Here is a 26076-nt window from a genome sequence, read left to right as displayed (position 1 = left end):
TGCCTGCTACAACATTTGCGTGCCGCCTGTAACGCACAATTGGGTGTTGGGCCGTTACGGGTCCGGCTTTCCACCCCCGCACCGCCAAGGAGAACGCCCATGGGCAACCGTTTGACACAGATCGCCACGCGCACCGGAGACGACGGCAGCACGGGCCTGGGCGACAACACGCGCGTCTCCAAGAACAGCGGCCGCCCGCACGCCATGGGCGATGTGGACGAGCTCAATTCCCACATCGGCCTGCTGCTGTGCGATGCCCTGCCCGACGACGTGCGCGAACTGCTGGTCGATGTGCAGCACCAGCTGTTCAACCTCGGTGGCGAGCTGTCCATTCCCGGCTATGAACTGCTCAAGGACGAGGCCCTGCTGCAGCTCGATGAAGCGCTGGCCCACTACAACGCGCAGCTGCCCCGGCTGCAGGAATTCATCCTGCCGGCCGGCAGCCGCGCCGCGGCCCAGGCCCATGTCTGCCGCACGGTGGCACGCCGCGCCGAGCGCATGGTGGTGGCGCTGGAGCAGGGCGAGGCCATGCGGCCCGCGCCGCGCCAATACCTGAACCGCCTGTCGGACCTGCTGTTCGTACTGGCGCGCGTGCTCAACCGCATGGATGGCGGCGACGACGTCTACTGGAAGAGCGAGCGGATGGCCCGCGCACAGACCGCCGAAGAGTGAACCTGCACTGAACCTGCGCTAATCCCGCGCCAATCCCGCGTTTAGGACGGCCCATGCGCCTGCGCCACATCGAGGTCTTCAATGCCGTCATGCAGACCGGCAGCGTCAGCGCTGCCGCACGGCTGATCAACATCACCCAGCCGGCCGTCAGCCGCACCCTGCAGCACGCGGAGCTGCAGCTGGGCTTTGCGCTGTTCCAGCGCGCACGCGGCCGGCTCACGCCGACCAATGAGGCGCTGGCGCTGTTCCCCCACATCGAGAAGCTGTTCGAGCAGCTCGACGAGGTCCAGCGCCTGGCCGACAACCTGCGCCATGGTCAGGCCGCGGACCGGCTCACCGTGCTCACCGTCTTCGCGCTCAGCCGCGAGGTGCTGCCGCGCGCCGTGGCGGGCTTTCGGCGCCGCCACCCCCAGGTACAGGTCCATGTGCAGGCGCTGCACACCCCCCAGGTGGTCTCGGCCCTGCTGCTGCAGGAGGCCGACGTGGGCTTCGTCATCAGCTCCGTGGGCCAGCCCGCGCTGGAGCATGAACTGCTGGCCGAGGTGGACATGTTCTGCGTGCTGCCCAAGGGCCTGCTGCCGCCCTCGCGCGTGCGCGAAGAGGGGATGGAGCTCAAGGACCTGGCCGAGCTGCCTGTGGTCGCTCTCGATGCACGCGACCCGCTGGGCATGCGCCTGGGCCAGGCCTGCCGCGAGCACGGCGTGGGCCTGTCGCCCGTGGTCACCGTGCAGACCTACCACGCGGCCCTGTCCATGGCCGAGTACGGCCTGGGCGCCGCCATCATGGACGGCTGCACCGCCCTGGCCGCCGACCGCCGCAAGGTCCATGTCGTTCCCCTGCTGCCGCGCATCACGGTGGGTGTGAATGCACTCAGCCTGCCCCAGCGGCCGGGGTCGGTGCTGGCGCGGGCAATGACCGAGGAAATGCGCAAGGCCTTGCGCGAGTTGCTGGCTGGTTGAGGCCTGCGGGTTTCAGGCCTCCTCCATCTGCCCCACCAGCCTCTGCGCCGACCCGAACGCCAGCGTCAGCCCCAGCGCGCCATGCCCTGTCTGCAGCCACAGGTTGCGCGGCCCGCCGCGCTGGCGGCCGGTGAGGGGCAAGCCGGTGGGTGTGGCGGGTCGCATGCCGGTCCAGGGGTGGAGGTTGCCGTCCAGCGGCAGGTCGGCGAAGACCTCCTGCGTGGAGCGGCGCAGGCTGGCGATGCGGCGCGGGTCGGTGCGCGTGTCCCGGCCCACGATCTCCACCATGCCGGCCACGCGAAGGCGTTCGCCGATGCGTGCGAAGACGACCTTGCGTGCGGTGTCGGTGACGCTGACCCGGGGCGCGGCGTGCGGCAGCTGCGCGGCGGCATCGGCGGTGATGCTGTAGCCCTTGAGCGGGTAGACGGGAATGCGCAGGCCCAGCTGGCGCGCGTGGACCGCGCTTTCCCAGCCGCTGGCCAGCACGTAGTGGTCGGCATGCAGCGGCAACGGGCCTGCGGCGGTGCGCAGGCCGGTGATGGCGTCGCCTTCGCGCTCGAAGCCCTGCAGCTCCACGCCGTAGCGCAGTTCGGCGCCGCGTGCGGTGAGCCGGGCGGCCAGTTGTTCGCACAGCAGGCGGCAGTCGGCTGCGGCCTCGCTGGGCGTGTGCACGGCGCCTGCAATGCGCTGGGCGTAGCGGGCGAGCGCGGGTTCGATGTGCGCCACTTCGGCGGCGTTGACGATGCGCTGCGGCGCGCCACCCAGGCCCGCCTGCAGTGCCACCTGCTGCGCGGCGGCATCCAGCGCCTGCTGGGTGGGGTAGAGCACCAGCTTGCCCGGCGTGTGCAGGTCGCAGGCCAGTGCTTCGTCGGCCTGGAGCGACTCGAAGGCCTGGCGGCTTTCGGCGGCCAGGGCCAGCAGGGCGCGCGTGCCTTCGGCCGAGGCATGGGCATTGCAGGAGCCCAGAAAGCGCAGTCCCCAGGCCCATTGCGCGGGGTCGGCGCGCAGGCGGAAGGCCAGCGGCGAATCCTTTTCCAGCAGCAGGCGGGGCAGCATCTTCCAGATGCCGGGATCGGCCAGCGGCTGCACGTAGGAATAGCTCAGCTGCGCGCCATTGCCGCCGCTGGCGCCCTGGGCGGGGCCCGGTGCGCGGTCCAGCACGGTGATGCGGTGGCCGGCCTGCTGCAGCGCCCAGGCCGTTGCCAGGCCGACGATGCCGGCGCCCACGATGCAGACATGCATTGATCGTTTCTCCATGCAGCCGCACTGTAGGCCGCGCGCGGCAGGCCGGGCCATGGCATTTGGCACACGGGCCATGCACGCAGGTTATGGCCGGGGGCTGCTGCTCAGGGCAGGGCGACAGCCCATAACCGGCGGGCATGGACCGGCCCGATATTGTCATTCCGCAAAGGCCGCCGCCCTTCCTACACTGGCTGCACATCCACCAAAGACGAGGAGACAAGCATGCAACTTCACACCACCGCGCTGTGCGCGGCCCTGGCCCTGGGAGGCCTGGCTGCGGCCCATGCCGACACGCTGGCCAAGGTGCGCGACAGCGGCCGCATCACGCTGGCCTACCGCGAGTCCTCCGTGCCCTTCAGCTACCTGGACAACGGCAAGCCCATCGGCATGACGGTGGAGATGTCCCAGGCCGTGGCCGAGGCGGTGAAGAAAGCGGTGAACCGGCCCGATCTGAAGGTGCAGTGGCAGGCCGTGACCTCGCAGAACCGCATGCCGCTGCTGGCCAACGGCACCATCGACCTGGAATGCGGATCGACCACCAACAACACGGTGCGCGGCAAGGAGGTGGCCTTTGCCATCAACCATTTCTACACGGGCACGCGGCTGCTGGTGAAGAAGAGCTCGGGCATCAAAAACTACGTCGACCTCAAGGACAAGACCGTGGCCATCACCACGGGAACCACCAACCTGCAGGTGCTGCGCAAGGCCAATGCCGACAAGGCCTGGGGCATGAACATCGTCATGGCCAAGGACCATGCGGACGGCTTTCTGCTGGTGGAGAACGACCGCGCCGCGGCCTTCGGCATGGACGACATCCTGCTCTTCGGCCTGATCCCCACGGCCAAGAACCCCGGGGACTTCGAGGTGGTGGCCGACTCGCTGCAGGTCGAGCCCTATGCCTGCATGCTGCGCAAGGACGACCCCCAGTTCAAGCAGCTGGTCGATGGCGTGATCGGCGACATGATGAAGTCGGGCGCGTTCGCCAGGCTGTATGACAAGTGGTTCATGCAGCCCATTGCCCCGAGGAACGTGGCCCTGGGTCTGCCGATGAGCGAGCAATTGCAGAAAAACCTGCAGGACCTCAGCGACAAACCCGCTTTTTGATTTCGGATCGCAGCATGCAGCAGCAGCTTCAGCCCCCGCGCGCGGTGGGCATTCTCGGGGGCATGGGACCGGCCGCAGGCGCGGATTTCGTGCGCCTGTTCGTGCAGGCCTGCACGGCGCACCTGCAGCAGCAGGGCCTGCCCGTGCATGACCAGGCCTATCCCGAGCACTGGCTGGTGCAGCTGCCCATGCCCGACCGCAGCGCCGCGCTGCGCGCGGACCCGCAGTCGCCCACGGGGCCGGCCCAGCACCTGCTGCAGGGCGTGGGCCGCATGGCGGCGCTGGGCGTGCGCAGCGTGGCCCTGGCCTGCAACACGGCCCATGCCTGGCATGGGCAGCTGCAGGCGCTGTTTCCGCAGCTGCATGTGCTGCACATCGCGCGCCAGGCCGCCCTGCACCTGCAGGCCGGCGGCGCGCAGCAGGCCATCGTGCTGGCCACGCAGGGCACCTATGACAGCGGCCTGTACGACGCGGCGTTGGCCGAGTGCGGCATCACCGCGCTGCAGCCCGATGCGCAAGGCCGCGCGAGGCTGATGCAGGGCATCTACGACGGCGTCAAGCAGGGCGACATGGACCTGGCTGCGCGCTGCTTCGGCGAGGTGCTGGCGCCGCTGCTGCAGCGCCATGGCGATGTGCCCGTGATCATGGGCTGCACCGAGATCCCGCTGGCCCTGCCGCAGTCGCCGCTGGCGCGCGGTGCCGAACTGGTGGACCCGGCCTGGATCCTGGCCCAGGCCCTGGCCGGCGATGCCTATGGACAGGTCCGGGAGACCCACCGGCTTCAATAAGTCTCGAGGTGCAACCGGCCTTCGCGCTTGAGGCGTGTACCGACCTGTTCCCAGTCCAGCCCGGCTTGCTGCGCCACGTCGCGCAGTGCCAGCACCACGCCTTCCTCCATGCTCTTGAGCCCGCAGACGTAGAAGTGCGCGTTGTCGTCGCGCAGCAGGCCCGCCAGGTCGGCCGCACGTTCGCGCAGCAGGTCCTGCACGTAGCGCCGGGGCTGGCCGGCCACGCGCGAGAAGGCCAGGTTGTTGTCGATGAAGTCGCGCGGCAGGCTTTGCAGCGGGCCGAAGTAGGGCAGCTCCTGCGGCGTGCGTGCGCCGAAGAACAGCATGAGCTTGCCGCCCTCGAATTTGCCGCTCTTGCGCAGTCGCCTGCGCCATTCGGTCATGGCACGCATGGGGGCGCTGCCCGTGCCCGTGCAGATCATCACGATGTGCGAGCGGGGATGGTTGGGCATCAGGAACGACTGGCCGAACGGGCCTATGACCTGGACCCTGTCGCCGATGCGTGCGTCGCACAGGTAGTTGCTGGCCACGCCGCGCACGGGGCGGCCCTGGTGGTCCTGGGTGACGCGTTTCACGGTCAGCGCCAGGTTGTTGTAGCCAGGCCGCTCGCCATTGCGCGCACTGGCCACCGAGTACTGGCGCGCCACATGCGGGCGGCCCTGGGCATCGGTGCCGGGCGCGATGACGGCGATGGACTGGCCTTCGAGCACGGGGAACGGCTGGCTGCCGAAGTCCAGCACGATGTGGTGGGTCTCGCTGTCGAATCCCGCCTCCGTGCAGTTGAGGTTGCCGACCACGGTGGCCGTGACGGGGCTCCTGGGGCCATGCAGGTTGGTGTACGGATGGGCGGCCGACCAGGGCGGCACGGTGGCGCCGTAGCTGGCGCTGCGCAACACCTGGGTATCGGCCTGGTCGTCGGGCCGGGCCGCATCCGCACCGCGCGTGGCGGCCGCCGCGATCACGGCCTGGGCCTGGCTCAGGTCCTCGGCGGCGGGCGCGTCCGCTGCGTCCTGTGCCTGGGTCCGTGCCTGAGCCAGTGCCTGGACCAGCGCCTCAGGCGGCAGCTCCTCGGGCAGCTCGTCCCAGAGCAGCTGCTCGGCCACGGGATAGGCGCTTGCCAGCGGCACCTTGCGCCAGTTGTCGATGGCGCCCGTGGGGCAGGGCGAGACGCAGTCCATGCAGCCGTTGCACTGCTCGGCCAGGACCACGTAGTTGCGGTCATCGTGCGTGATGGCGCCCACGGGGCAGGTGGCCTCGCAGGTGTTGCAGCGTATGCAGATCTCCGGGTCGATCAGGTGCTGCGTGAGGATGCCGTGTTCTACCAAGGCGACTGTCATGGGCGACTCCCTGCTGGCGCGGCGCTTCAGTTGAAGCGCACGTATTCGAAATCCACGGGCTGGCGGTTGATGCCCATGACCGGCGGCGCGATCCAGCCCGCGAACTGGCCCGGCTCCACGCAGCGGCCCATGAGCGAGGCGACGAAGGCGCGGTCGGCGTCCGTGGGCAGCCATTCGGCCTCGCGCATGCGCCATTCCTGCTCGCTGACCACGCGGCCGTCGGGGCTCATGCGCACGCCGGCAAGCGCGCCGATCTGGCGGTTGAAGGCCTTGTGCGGCACGCTGAGACGGAAGTCGATGCCGGCCTTTTCCATGACCTTGTTCCAGCGGCCCACGCCCGCGTTGGAGTCCTTGATGTAGTCGTCGCGCAGCACCTCGTTGAGCGCGTTGAGCATGGGTACTTCCTTTTCCTGCAGCCTACCGTCCACCACTTCCAGCACCTTGTAGTGCTGGTCGTGCAGGCGGTGGTCGTCCGCGCGCTTGCCTTCCTCGTAGCGGCCCTTGAGGCCGCTGCTGTAGAAGGTGGCGGCATTGCTGGACTGGTCGGCGCCGAACAGGTCGATGGTCACGCTGTAGTGGAAGTTCAGGTAGCGCTGCAGCGTGGGCAGGTCGATCACGCCGGCCGCGCGCAGGCGGCCCACGTCGTCGGTGCGCAGCTCGTTCATGACCTGGCAGGTGCGCTGCAGCACGCGCGAGACGCCGGACTCGCCCACGAACATGTGGTGGGCCTCCTCGGTCAGCATGAACTTGGTGGTGCGCGCCAGCGGGTCGAAGGCGCTTTCGGCCAGCGCGGCCAGCTGGAACTTGCCGTCGCGGTCGGTGAAGTAGGTGAACATGAAGAAGGACAGCCAGTCGGGCGTCTTCTCGTTGAAGGCGCCCAGGATGCGCGGGTTGTTCTCGTCGCCGGACTGGCGCTCCAGCAGGGCCTCGGCCTCCTCGCGGCCGTCGCGGCCGAAGTGCTTGTGCAGCAGGTAGACCATGGCCCACAGGTGGCGGCCTTCCTCCACGTTGACCTGGAACAGGTTGCGCAGGTCGTACATGGACGGCGCGGTCAGGCCCAGGTGGCGCTGCTGCTCCACCGAGGCGGGCTCGGTATCGCCCTGGGTGACGATGATGCGGCGCAGGTTGGCGCGGTGCTCGCCGGGCACGTCCTGCCAGGCCTTCTCGCCCGCGTGGTCGCCGAAGTGCACCTTGCGGTCGGCCTCGGCAGGGTTCAGGAAGATGCCCCAGCGGTAGTCGCGCATCTTCACGTGGCCGAACTGGGCCCAGCCCTGGGGGTCCACGCTGATGGCGGTGCGCAGGTAGACGTCGTAGTCGGTGGAGCCTTCGGGGCCCACGTCGCCCCACCAGTTCAGGAAGTTGGGCTGCCAGCTCTCCAGCGCGCGCTGCAGGGTGCGGTCTTCGCCGAGGTTGACGTTGTTGGGGATCTTCTCGCTGTAGTTGATGGCGCTCATGGTGGGGTCTCCGTGGATGTTTCGGGGCGTGCCTGCGGTCAGACGCGGTTGAAGTCGAAGCCGGCCTTCTGGCCCGTGCCGTAGAGCTTGAGAGCGCCCTTGTCGCCCACGGCATTGGGGCGGTTGAAGATCCAGTTCTGCCAGGCCGACAGGCGCCCGAAGATGCGCGTGACCATGTTCTCGCGGCTGGCAAAGCGCAGGTTGGCCTCCAGGCCCGTGAGCGCATCGGGCGACATGGCGGCGCGCTCTTCCATGGCGATGCGGATCTCGTCGTCCCAGTCGATGTCGTCGGGCGCGGCCGTGACCAGGCCCAGGGCCAGGGCCTGGTCGCCGTCCAGCGCGCGGCCCGTGGCGGCGCGCGCGGCCTCCAGCGGTGCGGCTTCCTCGTAGAAGCGGCGCTGCAGGCGCGACTGGTCGTTGACCAGGGGCAGCAGGCCGAAATTGAATTCGTCCAGCTGGATGCGCGGGGCGCGCTCGGTGTCATCGGGCAGCACCAGCATGTAGGCGCGGTCGGCCGCGAATGCCAGCTCGGCCAGCATGCCCACGAAGCAGGAGCCGGGCTCGATCAGCGCGAACAGCGTGCGCGAGGACACATCCAGCCGCGCAAAGCTGCGGCGCAGCAGGCCCAGCGTCTCGCGCGCCAGCCAGTGGTCCTGGTGGGCCAGCAGGGCTGCGTCTGCGGCCAGCACGGCGGCGGCATCGCCCTCGGTCTTGAGCAGCCAGGTGCCCACGTCCAGCTCGTTGGTGCGCAGGTGCAGGATGGCGTCGTCCAGCTCGCGGCCCATGGCCAGCGGCCACCAGGCGTCCCCGGCCTGCTCGATGGCTTCGATGGTGGCCGGCTGCGAACCCTGCGGAGCCTTCACGGTCAGCGTGGCGCTGCGGCGCGCGCGGTCGATCTGCACGCTGACATGGCGGTAGTGCAGCGCGTCGTCCGTGGCCTCGCGTTCCAGGCGCGTGAGCGTGATGCCCTGCGCATTGGCGGGGCGCGTGCTGCCCTCGGCCAGGCGCTGCGCGCGCTCGGCCACCACGGCCTCGAACTGCGCGGGCTTGGCCACGGCATCGACCAGGCGCCAGTCCACGGCGCGCTGGCCGCGCACGCCTTCGACGCTGGTGCAGAAGATGTCGGCCAGGTCATGGCGCACATGGCGCTTGTCGGTCACGCGCGTGAGGCCGCCCGTGCCGGGCAGCACGCCCAGCAGCGGCACCTCGGGCAGGGAGACGGAGGAGGAGCGGTCGTCGATCAGCACGATGTCGTCGCAGGCCAGGGCCAGCTCGTAGCCGCCGCCCGCGCAGGCGCCGTTGACGGCGGCCAGGAACTTCAGGCCCGAGTGGCGCGAACTGTCCTCGATGCCGTTGCGCGTCTCGTTCGTGAACTTGCAGAAGTTCACCTTCCAGGCATGGCTGGACACGCCCAGCATGAAGATGTTGGCGCCCGAGCAGAAGATGCGGTCGCGCCCGCTGGTGACGATGACGGTGCGCACCTGCGGATGCTCGAAACGGATGCGGTTGAGCGCGTCGTGCAGCTCGATGTCCACGCCCAGGTCGTAGCTGTTGAGCTTGAGCTTGTAGCCGGGCCGTATGCCGCCGTCCTCGGCGATGTTCAGCTGCATGCGGGCGACGGCGCCCTCGACGGTGAACGACCAGTGGCGGTACTGGGCGGGCTCGGTGCGGTAATCGACAGTGGGGCTGGACGGGTGCATGGACGGCCTCTTGGATGAAAAATAGTGCAGTCGCAGATACGGTGCAGGCACAATTATGCAGATTCATCCAAAAAATGCACGCAGCAACACGCACGATAGTGCGTGTTTTGGCCATATCCAGGGTAAACACCAGCCAGCACAGGCGAAAAAAATCCAGGCCTGGGGCCTGGATGCCGTGGGTTGCTGCCGCCGTCTCAGCGTGCGGGCAGGAACAGTGCCTTCAACTGATCGAAGCTCTGCTCCAGCGTCTGCCCGCTGGTATCCACCACGTGGTCGGCCTTGGCGTAGAAGCCGGCGCGGCCTTCGAGGATGCTGCGCAGATCGTCCATGGCCTCGGGATTGGCGGCCATGGGGCGGGTATCGCCCTGGGCCACGACGCGGGCCATGTGCTCCTCGGGCTGGGCCTTGAGCCAGACCGTGGTGCAGTGCGACAGCAGCTCGTTGAAGGTGGCCGGGTCGGAGACGATGCCGCCCGGCGTGGCGATGACCACGTCGCTGTAGATCTGCACGGCCTCCTCCAGCGCGCGGCGCTCGTAGCGGCGGTAGGCGTTGGCACCGTACAGGTCGTGGATGGCGCGCACGCTGCAGCCCGCAATGCGCTCGATTTCCTGGTTGAGTTCGAGGAAGGGCACGCCCAGCTGCTCGGCCAGCATGCGGCCCAGCGTGGACTTGCCCGCGCCGCGCAGTCCGATCAGGGCGATGCGCGTGTGGCGCTGGCGGTCGCTGGGCGCCGTGCCCAGCAGCTCGCCTGCGGCCAGGCGCACGCGGCGCAGATCCTCTTCATTGCGGCCTTCCAGCAGCTCGCGGATCAGCAGCCATTCGGCGCTGGTGGTGGTCACGTCGCCCAGCAGCTCGGCCATGGAGCATTGCAGGGCCTGTGCAATATGGTGCAGGACCAGCACCGACACATTGCCCGTGCCGTATTCGAGGTTGGCCAGGTGGCGCTCCGAGACATCGGCCGCCGCCGCCAGGGCGCGCCGCGTCATGCCCCGGCGCGAGCGCAGGCTGCGCACACGCTCGCCCAGCGCCTGCAGCACCTGGTTCCTGGGGCTTCTGAGAGGGAATCCGCCGCCCCGGCGGACTGGGCTGCCGTCTCGAACTGGTCCATAGAGTTTCCTTGAAGAGGGCGTGAATGATAAACAGTCGGGGTTAATACCAGCCATGCAATATAGTGCTTGACGCTCGGTGGTGTTCTAACTATCTTTCTGATGCACGCACAATATTGCATGTTGTGCGGAAGATCACAAGTCGGGCCGGATGCCCGATGTCGAAGGAGACCCCGATGATCGACTTCACCCAGCCCTTCAATTTCGCCGCGCACCTGTTCGCGCTCAATGAGGGGCGGCCCGGCAAGATCGCCTACATCGACGACCACGGCACGCTGAGCTACGGCCAGCTGCAGCAGCAGGCGCAGCGCATGGCCAGCGGCCTGCTGGCGGCGGGCATCCACCGCGAGGAGCGCGTGCTGCTGCTCATGCACGACCGCCATGAATGGGCCGTGGCCTTTCTGGGCGCACTGTATGCGGGCGTGGTGCCGGTGGCGGTGAACACCTTGCTCACGGCCGACGACTACGCCTACATGCTGGGCCACAGCCGCGCCCAGGCCGTGCTGACCTGCGATGCGTTGCTGCCCCTGCTGCGCCAGGCGCTGGACCGGGCGCCCAACGAGGTGCGCCATGTCTGGGTGGCCGGCGACGAAGCGGCGGCGCGCGCCGCAGGCTTTGCGCCCCTGCAGCCCTGGCTGGCGGCGCAGCCGCCGCTGCCCGCACCGGCGCCCACGCTGGGCGATGACCCAGGCTTTTGGCTGTATTCCTCGGGCTCCACGGGCAAGCCCAAGGGCGCGGTCCACACGCATGCCAATCCGTACTGGACGGCCGAACTCTATGGCGGCCCGGTGCTGGGCCTGGGCGAGGGCGACATCTGCTTTTCCGCCGCCAAGCTCTACTTCGCCTACGGCCTGGGCAATGCCCTGAGCTTTCCGCTGAGCGTGGGCGCCACCGTGCTGCTGATGGCCGAGCGGCCCACACCCGAGGCCACCTTCGCGCGCTGGGTGCAGCACCGGCCCACGGTGTTCTTCGGCGCGCCCACGGGCTTTGCGGGCATGCTGGCCTCGCCGCTGCTGCCCGCGCGCGAGCAGGTCAGCCTGCGCATGTGCTCCTCGGCCGGCGAGGCGCTGCCGGCCGAGATCGCCCAGCGCTTCAAGGCGCATTTCGGCGCCGACATCGTGGACGGCATCGGCTCCACCGAGATGCTGCACATCTTCCTGTCCAACCGGCCCGGCGACATCCGCTACGGCACCACGGGCAAGCCCGTGGACGGCTATTGCGTGGAGCTGCGCGGCGAGGACGGCCGCCCCGTGGCCGATGGCGAGGTGGGCGACCTGTTCATCCAGGGCCCCAGCGCCGCCCTCATGTACTGGGGCAACCGGGACAAGACGCGCGAGACCTTCCAGGGCGGCTGGCTCAAGAGCGGCGACAAGTACGTGCGCGACGCCGATGGCTACTACACCTATGCCGGGCGCAGCGACGACATGCTCAAGGTCAGCGGCATCTATGTCTCGCCCTTCGAGGTCGAGGCCACGCTGATGCAGCACCCGGCCGTGCTGGAGGCCGCCGTGATCGGCAAGACCGACGCCGACGGCCTGCTCAAGACCAAGTCCTTCGTCGTGCTCAAGGACGGCTGCAGCGCCACCGAGGCCGAACTCAAGGCCTTCGTGAAGCAGCGCCTGGCCGCCTACAAGTACCCGCGCTTCATCGAATTCGTGGACGAACTTCCCAAGACCGCCACCGGAAAGATCCAGCGTTTCAGGCTCCGAGAGCGCGAAGCCAGTACACCCCCTGAGCCGCTACGCGGCTTCCCCCTCTCTACTCGCTGAGCGAGGGAGGGGGACGACACCCTCGGTGCGGGGCGGCCCTTCCTCGGTGTCCCTCGCTTTGGGCCGCGCCAGTTTCAAGGGGCGTGGCAGTGCCATGGAGAACCGAAATGAATTGTGTGAGCAAGACCCGCAAAGCAAGACCCATCCACCACAAGGAGACACGCATGAACACCGATCGCAAACACTGGGCAGCCCTCGCCCTGACGGCCTCCCTGTCCTGCGGCGCATACGCGCAGGACAAGATCAAGGTCGGCTTCATGCTGCCCTACAGCGGCACCTATGCGGCGCTGGGCTCGGCCATAGAGAACGGCTTTCGCATGTTCGTGAACGAGCAGGGCGGCAGGCTGGGCGGGCGCGAGATCGAGTTCTTCAAGGTCGATGACGAGTCCGATCCGGCCAAGGCCACGGACAACGTCAACCGCCTGATCAAGCGCGACAAGGTCGATGTGCTGGTGGGCACCGTGCATTCGGGCGTGGCCATGGCCATGGCGCGCGCGGCCAAGGAAAGCGGCACCGTGCTCATCGTGCCCAATGCGGGCGCCGATGCGGTCACGGGCGCCATGTGCGCGCCCAACATCTTCCGCTCGTCCTTCTCCAACTGGCAGTCCTCCTATCCCATGGGCGTGGTGGCCGCCAGGCAGGAAGGCAAGAAAACCGCCATGACCATCACCTGGAAATACGCGGCCGGCGAGGAGATGACCAATGCCTTCAAGGAAGGCTTCGAGAAGGAGGGCGGCAAGGTCAGCAAGCAGCTCACCGTGCCCTTTCCCAACGTGGAGTTCCAGGCCCTGCTGACCGAGATCGCGGCGGCCAGGCCCGATGCGGTGTTTGCCTTCTTCGCGGGCGCGGGCGCCGTCAAGTTCGTCAAGGACTACCACGCGGGCGGCCTGCACAAGACCATCCCGCTGTACGGCTCGGGCTTTCTGACCGACGGCACGCTGGAGGCCCAGGGCGAGGCCGCCCAGGGCGTGCTGACCACGCTGCACTACGCCGACGAGTTGGGCACGGAGCGCGACCGGCGCTTTCGCTCCGCCTATGCCCAGGCCTACAAGCTGATGCCCGATGTGTATGCCGTGCAGGGCTACGACGCCGCCCAGATGCTGGGCGTGGGCCTGAAGGCGGCGGGCGGCGACATCGCCAAGAAGGCCGAGTTCCGCCAGGCCATCGAGAAGGCCACCATCCCCAGCCCGCGCGGTGACTTCACCATCAGCAAGTCGCACAACCCCGTGCAGGACATGTACCTGCGCAAGGTCGTGGGCAAGGAGAACCAGCGCATGGGCGTGGCCATCAAGGCCCTGGGCGATACGGGCCGCGGCTGCCGCATGTGAGGCGCGGGGCGCACTCATACGGACGAATACGCACGCATACGGACATCGCCATGGACCTTGCCACCTTTCTCGTGCAGTGCCTGAACGCCGTCCAGTACGGGCTGCTGCTGTTCCTGCTGGCCTCGGGCCTGACGCTGATCTTCGGGATCATGGGCGTGATCAACCTGGCCCATGGCAGCTTCTACATGATCGGCGCCTACATGGCCTTTGCGCTGTCCCCGCTGCTGGGCCAGCACTTCATCACCATGCTGCTGGCCGGCGTGGCGCTGACCGTGGTGCTGGGCTATGCGCTGGAGTGGGCCTTCTTCAGCTACCTCTACGAGCGCGAGCACCTGCAGCAGGTGCTGATGACCTTCGGGCTGATCCTGGTGTTCGAGGAGCTGCGCTCGCTGCTGGCGGGCAACGACGTGCATGGCGTGCCGCTGCCCGGCTGGCTGTCGGGCAGCTTCTCGCTGGGCGGGCTCATGAGCTATCCGTGGTACCGGCTGTTCGCTTCGGGCGTGTGCCTGCTGGTGGCGCTGGCGCTGTACTGGGTGGTCAACCGCACGCGCCTGGGAATGATGGTGCGCGCGGGCGCCAGCAACCGCGACATGGTGCGCGGCCTGGGCATCGACGTGAAGCGCCTGTACCGCATCGTCTTCGCCATCGGCGTGGCGCTGGCGGCACTGGCAGGCATGATCGCCGCTCCCATGAGTTCGGTCTATCCGGGCATGGGCGGCAACGTGCTCATCATCTGCTTCGTGGTGGTGGTGATCGGCGGCATCGGCTCGATCACGGGCGCGCTGCTGGCCTCGCTGCTGGTGGGCTTTGTCGATACCTTCGGCAAGCTGTTCTTCCAGGAGCTCAGCGGCATGAGCGTCTACCTGCTGATGGCGGTGGTGCTGGTGTGGCGGCCCCAGGGCCTGATGGGGCAAAGGAGCTGAACAATGGCCGTATCCAATCCTTCTCCGGCGCTGCTGGCAGCCGCCGTGCAGCCTGTGCAGCCCGTAGAGATGCCGCGGCGCGCCTGCCGATGGCAGGCCTGCGCCGTGCCGCTGGCCTGCGTGGCGCTGCTGGCGCTGGCCGGCCCCTGGTGGTCGGACTATCTGTCGGGCCTGGTGGTCAAGACCATGATCCTGGCCATCTTCGCGCTCAGCCTGCAGCTGCTGGTGGGCGGAACGGGCCTGGTGAGCCTGGGGCATGCTGCCTTCATGGGCCTGGGCGCCTATGCCGCCGTGCTGTCCGCAGGCAACGAGGGCGGCAGCCTGCCGGCCATGCTGGGCTGGGCGCTGCTGGCCTCGGGCGGCTATGCGCTGCTGGTGGGCCTGCTGAGCCTGCGCACGCGCGGCATCTACTTCATCATGGTGACGCTGGCCTTCGCACAGATGGCCTACTTCGTGGTCCACGACACGGGCATCGGCGGCGGCAGCGATGGCATCTACCTGATGGCCCGGCCTGCGCTGGGCGCCATCGACATGGAAATCCCGCGCGTGCAGTACTACGTGGTGCTGGCCGCCCTGGTGCTGGTCTATGCCTTCCTGGCCGGGCTGCGCCAGTCGCGCTTCGGCGCGGCGCTGGCGGGCATACGCGTCAACGAACAGCGCATGCGTGCGGCCGGCTTCACCACCTACGGGTACAAGCTCGCGGCCTTCGTGCTGGCCGGCATGCTGGCTGGCGTGGCGGGCTTTCTGCTGGCGGTGCGCGATGCCGTGGTCAACCCCGAGCTGCTGTCCTGGCACCACTCGGGCGAGGTGCTGCTGATGGTCATCCTCGGCGGCCTGGGCTCGCTGCGTGGCGCCGTGCTGGGCACGGTGGCCTTCATCGCGCTCAAGGAGGTGCTGTCCACGCATGCCATCGTCGGCCCCATGGCCGACCACTGGCAGCTGAGCCTGGGCCTGGCCATCATCGTGCTCGTGGCCCTGCTGCCGAAAGGACTGATGGGGCTGATCGGGCTGGCGGGCCTTGCACGGCAACGCGCCGGAGTACACAACGAGGTCCACCACAAGGAGGCCGGACATGGCTGATGCGGCACTGCTTTCGGTGCGCGGCCTCACGCGCCGCTTCGGCGGGCTCACGGCCGTGGGCGGCGTGGACCTGGACCTGCACGAGGGCGAGGTCCATGCCGTGATCGGCACCAACGGCGCGGGCAAGTCCACCCTGGTCAACATGCTCTCGGGCGAACTGGCGGCCAGCGCGGGGCGCATCGCGCTCGCGGGCCAGGACGTCACGCGCATGCCCCAGCCCCGGCGCGCGCGTGCCGGCGTGGGCCGCAGCTACCAGCGCACCACCATCTTTCCCGAGTTCTCGGCGCTGGAGAACTGCCGGCTCGCGGCCCAGGCGCAGATGGCGCTCAGGCCCTGGCAGCTGGGTCTGTCCGCACAGCGCTGCGCGGCCAGCCTGCGCCAGGCCCATGCGGCCCTGGAGCGTGCGGGCCTGGCCGGGCAGGCCCAGGCCGTGGCCGGCACGCTGAGCCACGGCGCCAAGCGCCAGCTTGAAGTGGCCATGTGCCTGGCCACCGGCCCGCGCGTGCTGCTGCTGGACGAACCGCTGGCCGGCATGGGCGCCGAGGAGACCGAGCGCATGCTGGCCCTGCTGCAGGAGCTCAAGCGCGGCCATGCGGTACTGCTGGTCGAGCACGACATGGACGCCGTGTTCCGCATCGCCGACCGCATCACCGTGATGGTCAACGGCAGCGTGGTGGCCACGGGCACGCCCGCGCAGATCCGTGTCGATCCGGTCGTGCGTACAGCCTACTTGGGAGAAGACGATGACTGAGCCCATGTTCGCCATCGACGAGCTGCATACCTACTACGGCGACAGCCACATCCTGCAGGGCGTGAGCCTGGCGCTGGGCGCGGGCCAGGCCGTGGGCCTGCTGGGGCGCAACGGCATGGGCAAGACCACGCTGATCCGCACGCTCATGGGCTATGTGCCCGCGCGCCGTGGCCGCCTGCGCGCCGATGGCCGCGACTGCACGGGCGCGCCGCCCGAGCGCATGGCGCGGCTGGGCATTGGCTATGTGCCAGAGGGGCGCGGCATCTTCCCCAACCTCAGCGTGCGCGAGAACCTGGTCATGAGCGCCCGCCCCGGCCTGCAGGGGGAGCGCCACTGGACGCTGGAGCGCGTGCTCGACACCTTCCCCCGGCTCGCGGAGCGCCTGGCCAACGGCGGCGACCAGCTCTCTGGCGGCGAGCAGCAGATGCTGTCCATAGGCCGCGCGCTGATGACGCACCCGCGCCTGCTCATCCTCGACGAAGCCACCGAAGGCCTGGCCCCCCTGGTCGTCGCCGAAATCTGGCGCGTGATCGCCGCCATCCGCAGCACCGGCATCTCCACCCTGATCGTGGACCGCGACTACAAAAAGGTCCTGGCCCACACCGACCGCGCCGTGGTCATGGCCAAGGGCCGGCTGGCGCTGCAGGCCGACTCGCGGGAGCTGCTGGCGCAGCCGGAGCGCCTGTCGGAGTTGCTGGGGGTTTGATCAGGGCTGGGCCGCCACCGGCGGCTGCGCGGCAAGCTTGACGTTTTGGGCGTGGGTCGGCGGCAGCAGCGCCATGGTCAGGCTGCAGGTACAGGTCAGGCGGCCGGTTTCGTCGTGCAGTTCGATGGCCCAGACATGGGTGGTCTGGCCCAGGTGCACGGGGCGGGCCGTGCCCGTGACCCAGCCCTGGCGCGCGGCGCGCACATGGTTGGCCGAGACGTTCAGGCCCACGCTGCGCCAGCCTTCGGGGATGGAGCAGGCCGCGGCCACCGAGCCCAGGGTCTCGGCCAGCACCACGTTCACGCCGCCGTGCAGGATGCCGTAGGGCTGGCAGGTGCGCTGGTCCACGTGCACGCGGCCGCGCAGGAAGTCGTCACCGATCTCGGTGAACTCGATGCCCAGGTGCGAGACGGCCGTGTCGGCGCTCAGCGAGGTGATGTCTTCAAGGGTGAAGCTGCGCTTCCAGATCGGCATGGGAGAAGTCCTGTGGGTGCAACGAAAAAGACGGCCCCGGGGGCCGTCCTTGCATGCTACGCCAGTCCAGGCAGCCATGCCGATGGCTGCCTGTAGCCCAGGAGACTGCGCGCTGGCGCGCTTGCGCGCCTCAGGCGCGCATGTCGCCCGTTTCGACAAAGCGCTGGTGCCAGCTCAGCGCTTCGCCCAGGATGTGCGGCGTGTGCAGCGCGCCCTGGCGCTGGGCGCGGTCGAAGTAGTCCTGCAGCTGGGGACGGAAGTCGGGATGGGCGCAGCGGTCGATGATGACCTGGGCGCGCTTGCGCGGCGACAGGCCGCGCAGGTCGGCCAGGCCCTGCTCGGTGACGATGATCTGCGTGTCGTGCTCGGTATGGTCCACGTGCGAGCACATGGGCACGATGCAGCTGATCTTGCCGCCCTTGGCCACCGAGGGCGTGACGAAGAAGGACAGGTAGCCGTTGCGCGCGAAGTCGCCCGAGCCGCCGATGCCGTTCATCATCCCCGTGCCCATGACGTGGGTGGAGTTGATGTTGCCGTAGATGTCGGCCTCGATCATGGAGTTCATGGCGATCACGCCCAGGCGGCGCACCAGCTCGGGGTGGTTGCTGATCTCCTGGGGGCGCAGGATGATGCGCTCGCGGTAGAAGTCGATGTTCTCCTCGAAGTCCCTGTAGGCGCTGCCGGACAGCGAGATCGAGGTGGCCGAGGCGCGGCTCATCTTGCCTGCGCGCAGCAGGTCCAGCATGCCGTCCTGCAGCACCTCGGTGAAGCCCAGCAGGTTCTCGAATGGACCCGTCAGCAGGCCGGCCAGCACGGCGTTGGCCACGTTGCCCACGCCCGACTGGATGGGCAGCATCTCCTTGGGCAGGCGGCCCATCTTCATCTCGTGCGCGAGGAAGTCGATGATGGACGCGGCGATCAGGTTGGAGTTGGCGTCGGGCTGGGCGAAGACGTTGTCGCGGTCGCCCTTGTGGGTTTCGACCACGGCGACCACCTTGGCCGGGTCCACGCGCAGGTAGGGCTCGCCGATGCGGTCATCGGCATGGGTCAGGGCAATGGGCACGCGGCGCGGCGGGATGGCCGTGCCGTAGTAGATGTCGTGCATGCCTTCCATCTTGGCCGGCGGCTTGGTGTTGACCTCCAGGATCACCTTGTCGGCGATCTCCAGCCAGGTCTTGTTGTTGCCCACGGCGGTGGAGGGGATGAGGCGTCCGTCCTCGGTCACGCCCAGCACCTCGACCACGGCCACGCTCATGGGGCCCAGGAAGCCGAACCACGCATGCTGGGCCACGTGGGACAGGTGCATGTCGATGAAGTCGATCTCGCCGGCATTGATCCTGGCGCGGCAGGTCGGGTCGGTGTTGAAGGGCAGGCGCTGGCCCAGTGCGCCGGCCTCGGCCAGGGCGCCGTCCATCTCGGCGGCCGTGGAGGCGCCGGTCCAGACATTGATTTTGTAGGGCCGGCCGGCCGCGTGTTCGCTCTTGGCGTGCTGGGCGATGGCCTGGGGCAGGGCCTTGGGGTAGCCCGCGCCCGTGAATCCGCTCATGCCGACGTTGACGCCGTGGGGGATCAGGGCGGCGGCCTGCTCGGCCGTCATGGTGCGCGAAAGGAATTCTGGGAAACGTACGCGGTCTGCGAGGGACATCTATGGCTCCGGCTGACGGCTCGCGCCAGCCGGCAGGGTGCCGCAGCGCTGGCTTGCAAGCCTAAAAAAAACCGCCCCATGCAAGAACGCAAGGGCGGTATATCTCCGGAAACCGATGGTAGCAGCGCTGGCAGCGGCCCTCGGGTTTCCCCGTAAAGGCCCTGCCGCGCAGTCAAAGGCTCAAAGAATGTTTGCGTGTGCTCACATTCAATGAATCAGTGGCTGATCGTCGCGTGCGTGATCCAGCAGCGCGTACAGGATGATGGCGCCGAAAGTCGCGGTCCCGATGCCGCCCAGCGCGAAGTCGCCGAACTTGAGCGTGAAGTCGCCCGTGCCCAGGATCAGGGTGATGGCCGCCACGATCAGGTTCTTGTTCTGCGAGAAGTCCACGCGGTTGTCCACCCAGATCTTGGCGCCGGCCACGGCGATCAGGCCGAACACCACGATGGACACGCCGCCCATCACGGGCAACGGGATCGCCTGGATCAGCGCGCCGAACTTGGGCGAGAAGCCCAGCAGCACGGCCAGGACGGCGGCCACGAAGAACACGGCCGTCGAGTAGATGCGCGTGGCGGCCATCACGCCGATGTTCTCGGCATAGGTGGTCACGCCGGTGCCGCCGGCCGCGCCGCTGACCATGGTGGCCACGCCGTCGCCGATGAAGGCCCGGCCCATGTACTGGTCCAGGTTCTTGCCGGTCATGGCGGTCACGGCCTTGATGTGGCCCAGGTTCTCGGCCACCAGGATGATGACCACGGGCACGATGAGCACCATGGCCGGGCCGCTGAACACGGGCGCGTGGAACTGGGGCAGGCCGAACCAGGCGGCATTGATCACGCCGGACAGGTCCACGGGCTTGCCCATGCCCAGCACATTGGTGAACAGGCCGTACAGCAGGCTGGCGGCGATCAGGCCCACCAGGATCAGCAGGCGCTGCACCATGCCGCGCGTGAACACGGCCACCAGGCCCACGCAGACGAAGGTCAGGGCCTGCATCCACGACTCGAAGTTGTTGGCCGCCATGTTCTTGACGGGGATGGCCGCCAGGTTCAGCCCGATCACGGCCACCACGGCGCCCGTGACCACGGGCGGCATGAAGCGCTCGATCCAGCGCGTGCCCACCATCTGCACCACCAGGCCGATCAGCGCATAGACCGCGCCGCAGGCAATGATGCCGCCCAGCGCCACGCCGATGTTGCCGTTGGCGCCCTTGCCGCCATAGGCCGTGGCTGCGATCACCACGCCGATGAAGGCAAAGGACGAACCCAGGTAGCTGGGCACCTTGCCGCCCGTGATCAGGAAGAAGATCAGCGTGCCGATGCCGCTCATGAGCACGGCCACGTTGGGGTCGAACCCCATGAGGATGGGCGCCAGCACGGTGGAGCCGAACATGGCGATCACGTGCTGTATGCCCATCAGCCCGGTCTGGGGCCAGGGCAGGCGCTCATCGGGGCCGATCACGCCTCCCCGTTGCAGCTGGTTGGCGGATTTTTCCGTCCATTGGAAAAGGCCCATGTGGCATCGCTCCTTGTAAAAAATTGGCGCGATATTAGAGGCATTTGTTTTCTGGCAGGTGGGGTGAGCGGAAATTTTTTCCCAGTGTTTGTGCGGAGATACGCGATCCGGCCCGCAGACTTTGTCGCCCAGGTGCCAGGCTAGTGGCTTTCCCGTCTGGGCTCGCGGGCAGCGCGCGCGTACCGTGGCCGGTCATGAGCCATACCCCTGCCTTCATCCCCCAGATCCGCCTGTACCAGGACTGGCTGCGCGAGCGCCACGGCCTGCAGTTCGACAGCTACGACGCGCTGTGGCGCTGGTCGGTGACCGACCTGGACGCCTTCTGGCAAAGCATCTGGGACTACAACGCGCTGCAGTCGCCCACGCCGCACACGGCCGTGCTGGAGCGCAACACCATGCCCGGCGCCCAGTGGTTTCCGGGCGCCCAGATCAACTACACGCGCCAGGCGCTGCGCCATGTGGGTGCCGCCCATGCGGCCGGCATGCCCGCCGTGGTCAGCCGCAACGAGACGGGCCGCCACCGCGAACTGTCCTGGCCCGACCTGCGCCGCCAGGTCGCCGCCCTGGCCCTGCACCTGAAAGCCCAGGGCGTGGGCCGCGGCGACCGCGTGGCCGCTTACCTGCCCAACATCCCCGAGGCCATGGTCGCCCTGCTGGCCACGGCCAGCCTGGGCGCCGTCTGGAGCATCTGCGCGCCCGACATGGGCACCAACGCGGTGCTGGACCGCTTTCGCCAGATCGCGCCCAAGGCGCTGATCGCCGTCGATGGCGTGCACTACGCCGGGCGCGATATCGACCGCATGGCCGTGCTGGCGGAGCTGCGCGCAGGCCTGCCCAGCGTGGAGCATGTGGTCCTTGTGCCCAACCTGGATCTGCAGGCCAGCCTGGCCGATGCCGCCGACTACGTGCAGGTCACGGCCCGCGACGATGCGGCCACGGCGGCCTTCGAGCCCGAATGGCTGCCCTTCGACCACCCGCTGTGGATCGTCTACTCCAGCGGCACCACCGGCCTGCCCAAGCCCATCGTCCACGGCCATGGCGGCATGGTGCTGGTGGCCCTGCAGCTCAAGGCCCTGCACAACGACGTGGGCTGCAGCTACCACCCCAACAGCTGGGGCGAGCGCTACCACTGGTACAGCTCCACGGGCTGGGTGATGTGGAATGCCCAGGTCTCGGGCCTGCTGGGCGGCACCACCTGCGTGATCTTCGACGGCAGCCCCGGCGGCAGCAAGGACAGGCCCGACTGGGGCGTGCTGTGGCGCTTCGCGGCCGAGACCGGCGTGACCAGCTTCGGCTCGGGCGCGGCCTTCTACGCCAACTGCATGAAGGCCGGCGTGGAGCTGGCGCAGTGCGGCGACCTGTCGCGCATCCGCAGCCTGGGCACCACGGGCTCGCCGCTGTCGCCCGAGGTGCAAAGCTGGGGCACGGCGCAGTTCGCAGGCATGGGGCGGCCTGATATCTGGTGGAACAACATCTCAGGCGGAACCGACTTTGCGGGCGCCTTCATCGGCGGCCACCGCGAACTGCCGCAGCAGCCGGGCATCATGCAGTGCCGCCAGCTGGGTGCGGCCGTGGAGGCGTGGAACGAGCAGGGCCAGCCCGTCATCGACGAGGTGGGCGAGCTGGTCTGCACCCAGCCCATCCCCTCCATGCCGCTGTACCTGTGGGGCGATGCGGACGGCAAGCGCTACCTGTCCAGCTACTTCGACATGTACCCGGCCGGCCATGGCCGCGCGCCCGGCGGCGGCGACGGCCCCGCCGCCATGGGCCCGGTCTGGCGCCACGGCGACTGGATACGCATCCTCCCGGAGGGCGGCTGCATCATCTACGGCCGTAGCGACGCCACCATCAACCGCCACGGCCTGCGCATGGGCACCAGCGAGATCTACAGCGCCGTCGAGGCCCTGCCCGAAGTGCTGGACTCCATGGTCGTGGACCTCGAATACCTGGGCCGCGAAAGCTACATGCCGCTGTTCGTGGTGCTGCGCCCGGGCGTGGATCTGGACGACGCCCTGCGCGCGCGCCTGCAGGGCGCCATCCGCCAGGCCCTGTCGCCGCGCTTCGTGCCCGACGAGATCGTGCAGGTGGCCGAAATCCCGCGCACGCTCAGCGGCAAGAAGCAGGAGCTGCCCATCAAGAAGCTGATGCTGGGCCAGCCGCTGGACAAGGTGGTCAACAAGGAGGCCATGGCCAACCCGGGCTGCCTGGACTGGTATGTGGGCTTTGCGGCGCAGCATGCCAAGGCGCAGGCTGCCTGATATTCAAACGGTATCAGTGGCGCGGTTTTTAATATTGGACTGCGACAGACCGGCTGCCTAGAGTGGGGTCCAACCATGGAGCCCTGCAATGAGCGTGCTTGATTCCCTTGCCCTGACCCGCATCCCCGCCGAGGACGAAGCCCTGCGCGCCGAGGTTCGCGCCTTCCTCGCCCAGGCCATAAGCGGCCTGCCGCCCCATGTGCGTGCGCGCTCCTGGGGCGGCTACAGCGCCGAACTGAGCCGACAACTGGGCGAAAAGGGCTGGATAGGCGTCACCCTGCCGCGCGAGTACGGCGGCGGCGGGCGCAGCGCCTTCACGCGCTACGTGCTGGTGGAGGAATACCTGGCCTGCGGCGCGCCCGTGGGCTCGCACTGGATTGCCGATCGCCAGAGCGGCCCGCTGATCCTCAAGTACGGCACCGAGGCGCAAAAGCAGTTCTACCTGCCGCGCATCTGCCGGGGCGAGGCCTTCTTTTGCATCGGCATGAGCGAGCCCGGCGCGGGCTCGGACCTGGCCAGCGTGAAGACGCGCGCCGTGCCGAATGACAAGGGCTTCGTGCTCAACGGCCAGAAGATCTGGACCACCAACGCCCACCACTGCCACTACATGATCGCCCTGGTGCGCACCTCGGGCGAGGCGGGTGACCGGCACAAGGGGCTGTCCCAGGTCATCGTGGACCTGTCGCTGCCGGGCGTGACCGTGCGGCCCATCACCGACCTCTCGGGCGACAGCCATTTCTGCGAAGTCTTCTTCGACAACGTGCAGCTGCCGCCCGACGCCCTGATCGGCCAGGAAGGCCAGGGCTGGGAGCAGGTCACGGCCGAGCTGGCCTTCGAGCGCAGCGGACCCGAGCGGTTGTTCTCCAGCATCGTGCTGTTCGACGAATGGCTGGCCTGGCTGCGTGCAACGGGCGAGCGCAGCGAAGGCGCGCTGCGCCTGGCCGGCCGCGTGTTCACCGAGCTGGCCCCGCTGCGCGCCATGTCGGTGGCCGTGCAGGACAAGCTGGTGCGCGGCGAAAGCCCCATCGTCGAGGCGGCCCTGGTCAAGGAGCTGGGCACGACGCTGGAGCAGTCCATTCCCGCCGCCATCGCCGACGACCTGTTCGCACGCGAGGCGTCCGAGGTTCCGCTGGAGCTGCTGCGCACCCTCAACTACGTGACGGAGGTTGCGCCCTCGTACTCGCTGCGCGGCGGCACGCGCGACATCCTGCGCGGAATGATCGCGCGTGGCCTCGGCCTGCGTTGAATAAGGTTCCCCTTGAGTTGGGGCGCGCCAGTTTCAAACGGAACGCCCAAGGCCTGGCGTCATGTGTCATGAATGGAGAGAGACATGGAAGACGATTTGTTTGCCGATGCCGCACGCCAGCTGCTGCAGGGCGAGTGCACGCCCGCGCAGGTGCGCGCCATCGAGGCCGGGGGCTCGCCCCGGGCGCTGTGGCAATCGCTGGAGCAGGCCGGCTTTGCCGATGCCCTGGTGCCTGAGCACGCGGGCGGCGCGGGGCTGGCGCTGGCGCAGCTGTTCGATGTGTGGTCGCAGGCCGGCGCCCATGCGCTGCCCGTGCCGCTGGGCGAAACCATGCTGGCGCGCGCGCTGCTGGCGGGCGCGGGGGCGGAGCGTCCACCAGGCGCCATCGCGTTGGCGCAAGGCCTGCTCCAGCCGGATGGCAGCCTGCACTGCGAACCCGTGCGCCTGGGCGCGGTGGCGGACAGCGTGCTGGTGCAGCATGCGCAGGGCTGGAGCCTGCTGCCCGTGGCGCAGGCGCAGTCCGAGCCAGCGGCCTTCTGCTTGGACGTGAACCTGCGCTGGAGCGCCGATCAGGTCCGCGCGGCATCTGCTCCCGCTATCGCCCTGCCGGATGGGCTGGACCTGCGCACGCTGCAGGCCGGCCTGGTGGCGGCGCAGCTCGCGGGCGCGCTCATGGAGGTGTTCCAGCGCACGCTGCAGTATGCGAATGACCGCCAGCAGTTCGGCCGCCCCATCGGCAAGTTCCAGGCCATTCAGCACCAGCTGGCGGTGATGAGCGAGCATGTCTTCGCCGCGCGCATGGCCGCCCGGCTGGGCTGCGCGGGGCAGGGCGTCTTCCCCGATCGGCTGCGCGTGGCCGTGGCCAAGGCGCGCTGCAGCCAGGCCGCGCTGGCCGTGGCCGAGGCGGCCCACGCCATCCACGGCGCCATGGGCTTCACCGAGGAATACGACCTGCAACTGCTCACCCGCCGCCTGCATGCCTGGCGCCAGACGGCCGGCTCCGAGTCGTACTGGCATGGCGTGGCAGGCGCCGCGCTGGTCCATGGCCACGCGGGCAGCACGCTGGATCTGATCCGCTCCACCACCGATATCACCGCCGATATCACCGCCTGACAGGCTCTCGAAGGAACCCCATCCATGCCCTTTCTGAACATCGAGCGCGACGGCGCCATCTGGACCCTCACCATGAACCAGCCCGAGACGCGCAACGCGCTCACGGGCAACACGGCCGTGGAGGAATTCGTGCAGGTCTGCGACGAGATCCGGCGCGATGCCTCGGTCAAGGCCGTCATCCTCACGGGCGCCGGCCCCATCTTCAGCTCGGGCGGCAACGTCAAGGACATGCAGCGCTTCTTCGACGACGCGCTCACGCCCGACGCCATCCGCGAGGAGTACCGCCAGGGCATACAGCGCATTCCGCGCGCCCTGACCCAGCTGGACGTGCCCGTGATCTGCGCCATCAACGGCCCGGCCATCGGCGCGGGGCTGGACCTGACCTGCATGTGCGACATCCGCATCGCCAGCGAGACGGCCACCTTTGCCGAGAGCTTCGTGCGCGTGGGCATCGTGCCGGGCGACGGCGGCGCCTGGCTGCTGCCGCGCGCCGTGGGCCGCGCCAAGGCGGCCGAGATGGCGTTCACGGGCGAGGCCATCGACGCGCAGCAGGCCCTGGCCTGCGGCCTGGTCAGCCGCGTCGTGCCCGCCGACCAGCTGCTGCCCACGGCGCGTGCGCTGGCCGACAAGATCGCCGCCAACCCCGGCGCCGTGATGCGCATGACCAAGCGCCTGCTGCGCGAGGGCGAGCACAGCACGCTGGAATCGCTGCTGGAGCTGTCGGCCGGCTACCAGGCCCTGGCCCACAAGACCGCCGACCACCGCGAGGCCGTGATGGCCTTCGTGGAGAAGCGTAAGCCCCGGTTTCAGTGACCGGGCCCGCCCGGCCCCCGCCACGGGGGCATGGGCCGTGTGTGACACAACACAAATGGACACTCCCCGGTGCCGGCCTCCCGGCGGGAGTGG

The 26076-nt window shown here is 68.7% G+C and carries 22 protein-coding genes; 14 read left to right on the top strand and 8 right to left on the bottom strand.

Annotation, left to right across the window (positions count from 1 at the left end):
• Positions 1–99 precede the first annotated feature (99 nt).
• Both BO996_RS02700 and BO996_RS02695 read left to right on the top strand, forming a co-directional pair.
• Positions 100–672, top strand: a complete 573-nt coding sequence (locus BO996_RS02700; RefSeq protein WP_071953942.1) for a cob(I)yrinic acid a,c-diamide adenosyltransferase — start codon at positions 100–102, stop codon at positions 670–672.
• 53 nt (positions 673–725) lie between these two features.
• A complete protein-coding gene (locus tag BO996_RS02695; protein ID WP_012202007.1) occupies positions 726–1631 on the top strand; it encodes a LysR substrate-binding domain-containing protein in 906 nt (301 codons plus the stop codon).
• A gap of 12 nt (positions 1632–1643) precedes the next feature.
• Here BO996_RS02695 and BO996_RS02690 read toward each other — a convergent pair whose 3' ends face one another.
• Complete coding sequence (locus tag BO996_RS02690; protein ID WP_071953941.1) at positions 1644–2873, bottom strand: D-amino acid dehydrogenase; 1230 nt, start codon at positions 2871–2873, stop codon at positions 1644–1646.
• A gap of 222 nt (positions 2874–3095) precedes the next feature.
• On the opposite strand from BO996_RS02690, the gene BO996_RS02685 reads away from it, so the two are divergent.
• Both BO996_RS02685 and BO996_RS02680 read left to right on the top strand, forming a co-directional pair.
• The gene (locus BO996_RS02685; protein WP_071953940.1) at positions 3096–3977 is read left to right on the top strand and encodes an amino acid ABC transporter substrate-binding protein; all 882 of its coding nucleotides are present in this window, start codon (positions 3096–3098) and stop codon (positions 3975–3977) included.
• 14 nt (positions 3978–3991) lie between these two features.
• A complete protein-coding gene (locus BO996_RS02680; RefSeq protein WP_071957011.1) occupies positions 3992–4765 on the top strand; it encodes an aspartate/glutamate racemase family protein in 774 nt (257 codons plus the stop codon).
• Here the strand turns inward: BO996_RS02680 and boxA are convergent.
• The 4 genes from boxA to BO996_RS02660 all read right to left on the bottom strand — a co-directional run bounded on the left by boxA (position 4759) and on the right by BO996_RS02660 (position 10419).
• Positions 4759–6102, bottom strand: coding sequence for a benzoyl-CoA 2,3-epoxidase subunit BoxA (gene boxA, locus BO996_RS02675; protein ID WP_071953939.1), 1344 nt, complete (start codon positions 6100–6102; stop codon positions 4759–4761). The two genes, BO996_RS02680 and boxA, sit on opposite strands and share 7 nt — an antisense overlap.
• A 26-nt stretch (positions 6103–6128) precedes the next feature.
• Positions 6129–7556 carry a benzoyl-CoA 2,3-epoxidase subunit BoxB gene (gene boxB / locus BO996_RS02670; protein WP_071953938.1) on the bottom strand — a complete coding sequence of 476 codons (1428 nt, stop codon included), beginning with the start codon at positions 7554–7556 and terminating at the stop codon, positions 6129–6131.
• 38 nt (positions 7557–7594) lie between these two features.
• Complete coding sequence (gene boxC / locus BO996_RS02665; RefSeq protein WP_071953937.1) at positions 7595–9256, bottom strand: 2,3-epoxybenzoyl-CoA dihydrolase; 1662 nt, start codon at positions 9254–9256, stop codon at positions 7595–7597.
• 194 nt (positions 9257–9450) lie between these two features.
• The gene (locus BO996_RS02660) at positions 9451–10419 is read right to left on the bottom strand and encodes a helix-turn-helix transcriptional regulator (RefSeq protein WP_156897925.1); all 969 of its coding nucleotides are present in this window, start codon (positions 10417–10419) and stop codon (positions 9451–9453) included.
• 119 nt (positions 10420–10538) lie between these two features.
• Here BO996_RS02660 and BO996_RS02655 point away from each other — a divergent pair, with 119 nt between their 5' ends.
• The 6 genes from BO996_RS02655 to BO996_RS02630 all read left to right on the top strand — a co-directional run bounded on the left by BO996_RS02655 (position 10539) and on the right by BO996_RS02630 (position 16919).
• Complete coding sequence (locus tag BO996_RS02655) at positions 10539–12131, top strand: benzoate-CoA ligase family protein (protein ID WP_071953936.1); 1593 nt, start codon at positions 10539–10541, stop codon at positions 12129–12131.
• Positions 12132–12295: 164 nt separating this feature from the next.
• Positions 12296–13459 (top strand): ABC transporter substrate-binding protein, encoded by a 1164-nt coding sequence (locus tag BO996_RS02650; protein ID WP_071953935.1) that lies wholly within the window; start codon positions 12296–12298, stop codon positions 13457–13459.
• Positions 13460–13509: 50 nt separating this feature from the next.
• Positions 13510–14382, top strand: a complete 873-nt coding sequence (locus BO996_RS02645) for a branched-chain amino acid ABC transporter permease (protein ID WP_013799989.1) — start codon at positions 13510–13512, stop codon at positions 14380–14382.
• A 3-nt stretch (positions 14383–14385) separates the two neighbouring features.
• A complete protein-coding gene (locus BO996_RS02640) occupies positions 14386–15462 on the top strand; it encodes a branched-chain amino acid ABC transporter permease (protein ID WP_071953934.1) in 1077 nt (358 codons plus the stop codon).
• Entirely contained in the window at positions 15455–16213 is a 759-nt protein-coding gene (locus BO996_RS02635; RefSeq protein WP_071953933.1) for an ABC transporter ATP-binding protein, read from the top strand. Before BO996_RS02640 ends, BO996_RS02635 begins: the two co-directional genes overlap by 8 nt.
• Positions 16206–16919 carry an ABC transporter ATP-binding protein gene (locus BO996_RS02630; protein WP_016447319.1) on the top strand — a complete coding sequence of 238 codons (714 nt, stop codon included), beginning with the start codon at positions 16206–16208 and terminating at the stop codon, positions 16917–16919. The genes BO996_RS02635 and BO996_RS02630 overlap by 8 nt, the downstream gene beginning before the upstream one ends.
• Here the strand turns inward: BO996_RS02630 and BO996_RS02625 are convergent, their stop codons facing one another.
• The 3 genes from BO996_RS02625 to BO996_RS02615 all read right to left on the bottom strand — a co-directional run bounded on the left by BO996_RS02625 (position 16920) and on the right by BO996_RS02615 (position 20553).
• Positions 16920–17393 carry a hotdog fold thioesterase gene (locus BO996_RS02625; RefSeq protein WP_012202024.1) on the bottom strand — a complete coding sequence of 158 codons (474 nt, stop codon included), beginning with the start codon at positions 17391–17393 and terminating at the stop codon, positions 16920–16922. It abuts the gene before it with no gap.
• A gap of 130 nt (positions 17394–17523) precedes the next feature.
• A complete protein-coding gene (locus BO996_RS02620) occupies positions 17524–19038 on the bottom strand; it encodes an acetyl-CoA hydrolase/transferase family protein (protein WP_012202025.1) in 1515 nt (504 codons plus the stop codon).
• A gap of 207 nt (positions 19039–19245) precedes the next feature.
• Positions 19246–20553, bottom strand: a complete 1308-nt coding sequence (locus tag BO996_RS02615) for a solute carrier family 23 protein (protein WP_012202026.1) — start codon at positions 20551–20553, stop codon at positions 19246–19248.
• A gap of 194 nt (positions 20554–20747) precedes the next feature.
• Between BO996_RS02615 and BO996_RS02610 the strand changes: the two genes are divergently transcribed.
• From BO996_RS02610 to BO996_RS02595, 4 genes are all read left to right on the top strand, one after another.
• On the top strand, positions 20748–22811 hold the full coding sequence (locus BO996_RS02610) for an acetoacetate--CoA ligase (RefSeq protein WP_071953932.1): 2064 nt from the start codon (positions 20748–20750) through the stop codon (positions 22809–22811).
• Positions 22812–22899: 88 nt separating this feature from the next.
• Positions 22900–24057, top strand: a complete 1158-nt coding sequence (locus BO996_RS02605) for an acyl-CoA dehydrogenase family protein (protein WP_047217563.1) — start codon at positions 22900–22902, stop codon at positions 24055–24057.
• An 84-nt stretch (positions 24058–24141) separates the two neighbouring features.
• Positions 24142–25170 (top strand): acyl-CoA dehydrogenase, encoded by a 1029-nt coding sequence (locus tag BO996_RS02600; protein WP_071953931.1) that lies wholly within the window; start codon positions 24142–24144, stop codon positions 25168–25170.
• A 24-nt stretch (positions 25171–25194) separates the two neighbouring features.
• Entirely contained in the window at positions 25195–25983 is a 789-nt protein-coding gene (locus tag BO996_RS02595) for a crotonase/enoyl-CoA hydratase family protein (RefSeq protein ID WP_071953930.1), read from the top strand.
• Positions 25984–26076 lie beyond the last annotated feature (93 nt).

It is taken from the genome of Delftia sp. HK171, from assembly GCF_001886655.1.
GTDB classification, from domain to species: Bacteria; Pseudomonadota; Gammaproteobacteria; order Burkholderiales; family Burkholderiaceae_C; genus Comamonas; species Comamonas acidovorans.
The sequence above is the reverse complement of the archived record's forward strand: the minus strand, read 5'-3'. Positions and strand labels throughout refer to the sequence as shown.